This is a genomic window from Terrilactibacillus tamarindi (assembly GCF_009718825.1).
Lineage (GTDB): Bacteria > Bacillota > Bacilli > Bacillales > Sporolactobacillaceae > Terrilactibacillus > Terrilactibacillus tamarindi.
In genome coordinates this window covers 1-9,034 of sequence record NZ_WNHB01000039.1, presented here as the reverse complement: position 1 = coordinate 9,034, position 9,034 = coordinate 1, and the positions used below count along the sequence as shown (strand labels likewise).

Sequence of the window (9,034 nt, the reverse complement as noted above, 5' to 3'; positions counted from 1 at the left end):
TCGACGTTAGCCGAAGTTCCTTAGCCTGTTAGTTCATTTATAATGAACAAAAAATAATTAAATCGTTTCATTTGATCCATCGCTCTTTTTTTCAAAGAAATCAATCGGTATTACCCGTTTGATATTACGCTTGGCTTTTGTTTAGTTTTCAAAGAACAATCTCTTAAACTACTGCTTTTCAACAGCAACTTTACTAGTTTATCACTTTTAAAGCTCACTGTCAACAGTTTTTTTAACGCCGTTTATTAGCGACTTGATTATCTTAACAGATATTCTTTTTGATGTCAAGTAGTCACTTCGTGTCTTTTAACGACAAATATTATTATAGTTACATTTAATCGAAATGTCAACACTTATTTTAGAAAAGGCGATTAAATATTTTAGTAGATTTTCTTTAGTCCTTCTCATACTAGTATGAGAGATTAGGTGCCCAAAACTAAAAAAACAAAAACATCCCTGAACTAAATCAGAAGATGTTTATATCTTAACTATGTGATTATATAATACTTAATAATAGCTAGAGCAGCTACACCTGGTAAACCTAGCAATCCACTTATGCCAGTCGTTACAGCGTTTATCGGTACATGAAGGTTAATTAACTCTCCTACTGTATTTAAGATAAAGAGCATAAATGCACCGACAACAAATTTAACAGCCAGTTGCCCCACCCACCTTATGGGCTTAAGCGGGGAACCAATAAACAACATCACGAGTAGAATACCAACAAATATAGACGCACCAAAGATAGGATACATAAAGACATGCCCTCCACTCTTTTTCTAAAAGTGTATGCTGGGCATGTCCCGTAAAGAACTATCCTCTTCATATTATTATTTCAAGAGTTTATTCGCTAGATCTTATCTTGCCTAGTCTCTCGAATTAAACAACTGTTGCGCACGCGCTTCTCTTAGTAAAAAGAAGTATTTAACTTCAGCTAGGCGTAATTGATGCAAAACTTCTTCAGATGGTTCAATACTCGCATCAATTACCCGCTTTTTGGTGAGCCAATCTTCTTTACATATTTCAAGTGTACTAACAAGTGAATCGGTTAACGTCCGGCGTAACAACCTTTTCTTTTTTTTAAACATAGCTTAAGGCCTCCAAACCTTATAACTCTCGTCGTCCTTCTAACGCCTTTGATAAAGTCACTTCATCCGCATATTCTAGATCTCCACCTACAGGGAGTCCATGTGCAATGCGTGTCACTCTTATACCGATTGGTTTGACTAAGCGAGAGATATACATAGCCGTTGCCTCTCCTTCAATAGTCGGATTGGTCGCTAAAATAATTTCCTTGATTCCTTCATCGCCCAAACGTTGAATCAATTCGGTTATTTTTATATCTTCTGGACCAATGCCATCTACAGGAGAAATCGAACCATGGAGTACGTGATATAACCCATTGTAATCTCTCATTTTTTCAATGGCCATCACATCTTTTGGTTCTTGAACCACACAAATAACCGAACGGTCTCTTGAAGAATCATCACAAATGTAACATGGATCGCGATCACTAATATTCTGACACACTGAACAATAAATTAATTTACGTTTGACATTCACCAAAGATCTTCCAAATTCCAATACATCTTCTTCGTTCATGTTAATAACATGGAAAGCTAGACGTACGGCCGTTTTGGGCCCAATCCCAGGTAGTTTCATAAAGCTATCAATAAGTTTTGCGATCGGCTCAGGGTATTGCAAAGCCTGTTCCTCCTAAAACATTCCTGGTAAATTCATTCCTTTTGTTAAACTACCAAGTTGTTTGTTTGTTAATTCATCTACTTTTGTTAGAGCGTCATTGACTGCTGCCAATACGAGGTCTTGAAGCATTTCGATATCATCAGGGTCCACAGCTTCTTCTTTTATATTTATTTCAACAATTTCTTTATGACCCGTTGATTTCACCGTTACGACACCGCCGCCAGCTGTCCCTTCGACGATTTGTTCTTTTAAATCCTCTTGGGCTTTTGCCATTTGTTTTTGCATCTTTTGCATTTGTTTCATCATATTATTCATATTGCCTCTCATATCTTATTCCCTCCATTAGTTAATCTTTTATTTCAAGCAAATCTGGACCAACGAGTTTTTCTGCTTCTGTGATCAATGGATCTTCATCTTTTGATTCAATGGTTGGTTGATCCCGATCATCTGATTTGACTTCTCTAATAAAACTTTCTTTTAATTCTTCCCAATTCTGAATAGGAATAGGATACATTTTTCGTTTTTCACCAAGGACTTCTTGAAGAATTTCTTCAACCATTTGCAAAATATTCCCCTTGTTTTCCATAACCATCTGACAGTGAAAGTCATACTTGAAGGCTTGTAAAAAACTATCCGAAGAACTTGCAACAGGCTTACTTTCTAAAAGCCAAGCATGGGCAGCCACATTTTTTGCACGAATGCGCGCCATGATATCCGCCCATGATCCACGCAGCTGTTTGAGGTCATTTTTAGAAGCCTGCGTTAAGACTCGCTTCATCTCCTGCATTGGGAGGGTAAGCTGACGACTATTTCGTTTTCCTCGCGGCCGTTTTTCTGGTTCGGCCACTCTATGAGATGAAACAGACTGATCCGTCCTCATTGAAGACAATTGGCTTTCAAGCTTAGCGAGTCTTTCTTCCAACTTTGATGTATCACTAGAGACGGCTTGAACCGTTGATATTTCTTGTGTATTTTTTTTACAAAGGTTCACAAGAGCCATTTCAAGAAAGATTCGAGGGTGATTCGTCTTCTTCATTTCTTGAAACGTTTGGTTTAGAATTCGAATGATTTCATAAATCTGGCGATCTGAAATAGACGTTGCGTGTTCTTTAAATTGATCACCAATACTTGGCCTCGATAGAATCTCTTCTAGATCAGGTGACGTTTGATATACTAATAAATCGCGGTAATAAAACAATAAATCCTCGATGAGTTTCTGTGCGTCTTTTCCTCGATCTAAAATCTCATTGACCGTTTTAATCGCACCCGAAACATCTTGAGCATCTATTTTAGATACGATATCACCGATCAATTGTTCAGAAACCATTCCTGTTACTTCAAGAACATCGTCACGAGTAACTTTTTCGTCACTATAAGCGGCGACTTGGTCCAAAATACTTAAGGCATCCCGCATCCCACCGTCACATGCTTTTGCAATCAGATTCAAAGCTTCCTCATCAATGGCAATTTCTTGTTTTTTAACAACATAATTCAAGTGTTGAATGACGGCAGATAGAGAAATTCTTTTAAAATCAAACCGTTGACACCTTGAAATAATGGTAAGCGGGATCTTGTGAGGTTCAGTTGTTGCTAAAATAAACACCACATGTTTTGGGGGTTCTTCAAGTGTTTTCAATAAAGCATTAAAGGCACCCGTTGATAACATATGAACTTCGTCAATAATATACACTTTATACTTAACATCACTTGGCGCAAATTTAACTTTATCCCGTATATCTCGAATCTCATCGACACCGTTATTTGAAGCTGCATCAATTTCAATGACATCAGAAATGGTACCATTCATGATACCTAAACAAGCCGGGCATTCATTACAGGGTTCAGAAACAGGTGCATGCTCACAGTTAATCGCTTTAGCCAATACTTTTGCGGCACTTGTCTTTCCTGTTCCTCTTGGGCCACTAAAAAGATAAGCATGAGAAAAATGCTGTTTAGCAAGTGCATTCTGCAAAGTTTTCGTAATATGTTCTTGACCTGCTATGTCATGAAAGGTTTGCGGACGCAAAACTCGATATAGTGCTTTATAACCCATTTCCTATCCCCCTTTCTCGCCCTTCTCATAATATCTTATTATAACGTGTTCACTTTGGATTTCAAAGCAAAGAAGAGATTAAATTCGTTCAAGTCTGTTACACGTGAAACTTTCATGTAAAATAAAAAAAGACAACCCATTAGGTTATCTTTGTTCTTACTTGCTATGTATTAACGCCGTGCACCCTTTGTCGATCTAAGTAAAATGACCGCTTCTTAAGCAGTTAGCTCAATTCAGGCAGCCCCGCGGCACACGAAAGGTCTTACTTACTGCTGCTTCCTTCCGGACCTGACAGGGTTCATAAGTTTCCGTTGCGCAGGACCCAAATGTCAACACCACTTACTTAAGGCTGCATCACCATACGAAGACCTCGAAAGGGAGTTCAACCTCGCTACAGCGGATTGCGAGTACAGGGCACCGCTACCTCCCCGTCTAGCACGGCAAAGTTATTAACATGTTTAAGGCTGAAATATTTCAGCGTATGGCTAGTATACCAAGTCGACCAATGAAATACAATGGGAATTACTGTAAAAAATCTATGGCGGAGGCGAGAGGATTCGAACCCCCGCGACGCTCAGAGCGCCCTAACTGATTTCGAGTCAGTCCCCTTCAGCCAACTTGGGTACGCCTCCAGATCGACAGTCTATACTATATCACAATTTTTTTTAGTTCGCAATGAAGATGAGATGATATGGAAAAACATAACTTATTCATTTTCTTCTTGTCTTTTTTTCTTCACTTGTCTTAAATTACGAAAAAAGGATGTTAACAGATTTCCGCATTCAGACTCTAAAATACCTGATACAACCTCCGTCTGATGATTGAACCTTTGGTCTTGCAAGAGATTCATTAAGGTTCCAGCACAACCCGCTTTCGGATCGCTCGCACCATAGACCACCTTTTCAATACGGGATTGAATTATCGCACCTGCACACATAGGACAGGGTTCAAGCGTCACATATAACGTACACCCTTCAAGGCGCCAAGATCCAATATGTTCACTTGCCTTTTCTATGGCGATACACTCAGCATGAGACATCGGCCTTTGAGATGTTTCCCTTAAATTATAAGCAGAAGCAATGACTTCTTGATCTTTAACGATAATAGCCCCAATTGGCACCTCACCGAGCTCTTCAGCTTTTTTAGCCTCAATAATCGCTTGTTTCATATATAACGTATCTAAATTCATGGTTATTCTCCTCTATTGCGTTCATCTAAAATAATAGACTCCCAACAACATAGGAGGGGAGCCTTCACTTAATTGACCGAAGTTTCAACTCGCAAAGGATACTAATCTTTCTATTAAAGCATACCAAATTGCAACCGAGTCTTCTAATCATGTATTACCATTTCCATCATTTCAATGATCGCTTAATAAATGGATAGAGGACAAGACCACAAATTATCATACCAAGACCATATAAAAATGTTCTGAGGTCCTCGCTGCCGGCTTTAATGATCCAGAGTGAAAATAGAGTGGCAATGGAAGCAATCATCCCATCACTAAGCCGCTCTTTTTGTTTATGAAGGTAATCCTTTCCGCTTAGGACTATTTTCAATAAATATAAGGATGCGAATATATATGGAATTAAATAAGATAATGTTGCGACAGTAGTCATAAACGTAAAGACTTCAGAAATAGAGTTTGAAATAATCGATAAAAGAAACAGTTGTCCTATCACACATGTCACAACCAAAGCCACAACAGGCGTTCCGTTTTTATTTTCTTTAGCAAAGCTTTTTAAGAAGAAGCCTTGTTTAGCCGATTGATATGGAACTTCAGCACTTAGTAATATCCAACCTATGGATGACCCGAACAAACTAATGAGAGCAAGTAATCCCAAGATATATCCTCCCGCTTGACCCGTCACTTGACTTAGCGCATCAACGAGCGGTTTCGATGAATGAACTAACTCGTGACGTGGGAGAGTCCCCATAACAAGAACCGTAATGGCAATATAGATAAACAACGCGATAACTAATCCCATAATCGTTGCGCGTTTAATATCTCGTCCACTTTTGGCCCGCGCAGAAAATACAACAGCGGATTCCACACCAATAAAGGCCCACATGGTCGTCACAGCGGCACTATTTACTTGACCAAACAAACCGACGGAATGATTGTTCGTCTGTAACTCAGTAAAAGGCGTATAATACTGGGTCTGAATCACAAAAAGTGTTGCTAGTATAAAAAGAAGAAATCCAATCACTTTAGCTGCTGTCGCAATAAGGTTAAGTTTCCCTGCTCCTTGAATTCCTTTTAAAATTAAAACAAAGACAAACCACAGTAAAGCTGAACTAACGAGGAAGTTTAATAAATACCCTAAAGTCACGGTGGTATCACCGTATTTATAAATAAGTTTCGCGCTATTCATGACTGGAAAAAAGGTCGACAAATAACCTGTAAAGGTGGTTATCACGGCCACATTCCCAACGAAATTAGCGACATAGTATCCCCATGTCACGAAGTAACCCATTAAACGTGAACGTTCTGTCCCTTCTTCAAATAAGGCTTTAGCATATATTTGGGGTCCACCAGATATTTCTGGTTTTTTAATAGAAAGAATACCATAGACTAGAGCGATAAATAATACGCCTAACCCGGTTAAAATCCATGCAAGAAGAGTACCTGCTGGGCTGGCTTCTGAGGCTAATGTGCTTGGTGTCATAAAGATTGCTGAACCTACCATATTACCAACCACTAATGAGGTTAGTACCCACACATTTAATTGCTTTTTTTTCATTTTCTTCATCACCTTCTGAAAATCTTAGCTGCACGTGAAACTATACCGCATTAGTGAGATGAAGTAAATAGGTATGTTTTATCGATAAAAGAATTTATTGGTATTTAGTCTAGGAAGAAGGGAGTGACCTATGGTATCTGCAAACTAAAAAACACATCTCACGAGATGGAAGATGTGCTAAATTACTTACGGTAACAAGTATAAAACGGAAAAGAAATGGGCCATTGAACCAACTAAAACAAAGAAATGCCAAATCGCATGATGATATTTAAACCCTTTCCAAACAAAAAAGATGGAACCAACCGTATAAAATAGTCCACCGAGAAATAATAATCGAGCGCTTATTTCAGGAACATGGGCAGTTAATGGATGCCAAGCAAGTACGATCATCCATCCCATGATGATATAAAGTAGCGTTGATAAAAAAACATATTTTCCCACAAAAAAACATTTGAAGATGGTTCCACCAACAGCCAGCGAACTCACGATACAAAACAACGTCCAGCCTAACCAACCATTTAGTCCAATAAATAGGAAAGGCGTATAGGACCCAGCAATAAAAAAATAAATAGACGCGTGATCGAGAACTTCAAAAACATGCTTGGCTTTCCCACGAGGAAGGGCATGAACAAATGTTGAAGAGGTATAAAGGAGTAACATTGTTACACCAAATAATGTGAAGCTGACAATATACAAAGCGGAACCGTGTATTGACGACAATACAATTAAAATAATTAACGCAACAAAGCTCAAAAGCATTCCAATTCCATGAATCGATGCATTAGCTATTTCTTCACCTTTAGTAAATCCATGCGTCCGTGCCAAGAAGATCATATCCCTTCTTTTCGTTTCATTTATTATACCCCATAATGACCATAAGATTCTGATAATGTATTTGTCATTTATTCTCATTATTGGTTAGTTATAGTTATCAATGGTTTAATAAGGTTTTATTCCCTAATCTTATAAATATTCGATCCCTCATAACCTTTTGGGTGGGTGGCTTACTTCTCATTAAGTGAAATCAAGCCTTTTATTTACACTAAAAAAGGCGCCACCTAAGGGTGAACGCCAAGTTTTATTAAGATTAATCCTCATCCAAGTCATTTGAAATTCTAAGTACATTAATTAATTTAAAGAACAAACTAAGGATAATAGCCACAACCGTTGCAAGTCCCATTCCTTTTAAAGAAATTAATGCTTGTCCAATATGAAAATTCAAGGCTGCTCCACTTATCCCAATTCCTAATATCACTGACGCTAAGATAATATTTTGCGATTTCGCAAAATCAACGTTGGCTTCAACAAGAATACGGAGACCTGATGCCGCGATAACACCAAAGAGAAGAATCGAAATCCCTCCCATAACGGGTGATGGAATAAGTGAAATTAAGGCTGAAAGTTTTCCCACAAATGAAAGGAGGATGGCTAAGATCGCCGCACCACCAATCACCCATGTTGAGAAAACCCTCGTAATGGCCAAAACGCCGATATTTTCGCCATATGTCGTATTCGGTGTAGATCCAACGAAACCAGAAATGACAGTCGAAACGCCGTTTCCTAGCATGGATCGATCAAGACCGGGGTCTTTCACTAAATCTTTTCCTACGATCTTCCCGGTTACAACAAGGTGGCCAATATGTTCTGCAATAACTACGAGCGCTGCGGGAACAATGATAATAATACTTGAAAGATGGAACGACGGGGCATAGAAATGTGGAACTGAGAACCAAGGTGCTTTTTCCAATGTCGTAAAATCAATCATATTCATACTTGCGGCGATAATATATCCTGCCACAATACCGATCAAAATAGGAATAATTTTAAGGAAGCCCCGAAAGAGTACCCAACCAAGAACGGTAATGATAATCGTTAAAATTGAAACCGTGACTGTCTTTGGATCAATCGCCCAATTCTTTGCCCCCGTATTATTAATAAAACCAGCCATTCCTGCTGCGACGGGAACAAGTTCAAGCCCAATAACAGCCACAATGGATCCCATAGCCGCTGGCGGAAAAACGACATCGATCCACCTAGTTCCAACCGCTTTAATAATGAGAGAGACAATAATAAAAATGAGTCCGACTACAATAAAGCCACCAAGAGCATCATGATAACTATATCGCGCTAAGACAACAGTAACGGGTGAAATAAAAGCAAAACTGGAACCAAGATAAGCTGGAATTCGCCCTTTACTAATGAATAAATAAATAAGTGTGCCGATCCCATTCATTAATAAAATTGTACCAGGATCAATATGAAAGAGAATCGGAACGAGTACTGTTGAACCAAACATCGCAAATAAATGTTGAAGACTAAGTGGAAGACTCTTCAATAACGATGGTCGTTCGTCTACTTGAATCATGCGTTGTCCCAAGATAATACCCCCAAAGATATTTATATTTAGAATGTACTTTGTTAGTATATCCGATGAATAAAACAAAAAAAATAACATCTCGACATTTTTTGTGATTTTACGTAAAAAACAGGACAATTTTTAAACGTGATGGCATAAAAAAAATCGCTCTAAGTT

Annotated in this window: 9 protein-coding genes, 1 tRNA gene and 1 other RNA gene; all 11 read right to left on the bottom strand. The window is 38.5% G+C overall.

What is annotated here, in order from left to right:
* Nucleotides 1–488: 488 nt before the first annotated feature.
* Nucleotides 489–755: a pro-sigmaK processing inhibitor BofA family protein gene (locus GMB86_RS15120; RefSeq protein WP_155221352.1), complete on the bottom strand. Its 267-nt coding sequence runs from the start codon at nucleotides 753–755 to the stop codon at nucleotides 489–491.
* Between the two features lie 111 nt (nucleotides 756–866).
* Nucleotides 867–1,088, bottom strand: coding sequence for a YaaL family protein (locus GMB86_RS15115; RefSeq protein WP_155221351.1), 222 nt, complete (start codon nucleotides 1,086–1,088; stop codon nucleotides 867–869).
* 19 nt (nucleotides 1,089–1,107) lie between these two features.
* Nucleotides 1,108–1,704, bottom strand: coding sequence for a recombination mediator RecR (gene recR, locus GMB86_RS15110; protein ID WP_155221350.1), 597 nt, complete (start codon nucleotides 1,702–1,704; stop codon nucleotides 1,108–1,110).
* Nucleotides 1,705–1,716: 12 nt separating this feature from the next.
* A complete protein-coding gene (locus tag GMB86_RS15105) occupies nucleotides 1,717–2,031 on the bottom strand; it encodes a YbaB/EbfC family nucleoid-associated protein (protein ID WP_155221349.1) in 315 nt (104 codons plus the stop codon).
* Nucleotides 2,032–2,050: 19 nt separating this feature from the next.
* Nucleotides 2,051–3,757, bottom strand: coding sequence for a DNA polymerase III subunit gamma/tau (dnaX, locus tag GMB86_RS15100; protein WP_155221348.1), 1,707 nt, complete (start codon nucleotides 3,755–3,757; stop codon nucleotides 2,051–2,053).
* Nucleotides 3,758–3,933: 176 nt separating this feature from the next.
* Nucleotides 3,934–4,198: signal recognition particle sRNA large type (gene ffs, locus GMB86_RS15095), an RNA gene on the bottom strand.
* Between the two features lie 98 nt (nucleotides 4,199–4,296).
* A tRNA-Ser gene (locus GMB86_RS15090) sits at nucleotides 4,297–4,389 on the bottom strand.
* Between the two features lie 74 nt (nucleotides 4,390–4,463).
* Entirely contained in the window at nucleotides 4,464–4,946 is a 483-nt protein-coding gene (gene tadA / locus GMB86_RS15085; protein WP_155221346.1) for a tRNA adenosine(34) deaminase TadA, read from the bottom strand.
* A 166-nt stretch (nucleotides 4,947–5,112) separates the two neighbouring features.
* Nucleotides 5,113–6,501, bottom strand: a complete 1,389-nt coding sequence (locus GMB86_RS15080; RefSeq protein WP_155221344.1) for an amino acid permease — start codon at nucleotides 6,499–6,501, stop codon at nucleotides 5,113–5,115.
* 186 nt (nucleotides 6,502–6,687) lie between these two features.
* Nucleotides 6,688–7,326 carry a PAQR family membrane homeostasis protein TrhA gene (gene trhA, locus GMB86_RS15075; RefSeq protein WP_155221342.1) on the bottom strand — a complete coding sequence of 213 codons (639 nt, stop codon included), beginning with the start codon at nucleotides 7,324–7,326 and terminating at the stop codon, nucleotides 6,688–6,690.
* A 262-nt stretch (nucleotides 7,327–7,588) separates the two neighbouring features.
* Nucleotides 7,589–8,866 (bottom strand): uracil permease, encoded by a 1,278-nt coding sequence (gene uraA / locus GMB86_RS15070; RefSeq protein WP_408033849.1) that lies wholly within the window; start codon nucleotides 8,864–8,866, stop codon nucleotides 7,589–7,591.
* Nucleotides 8,867–9,034: the final 168 nt, after the last annotated feature.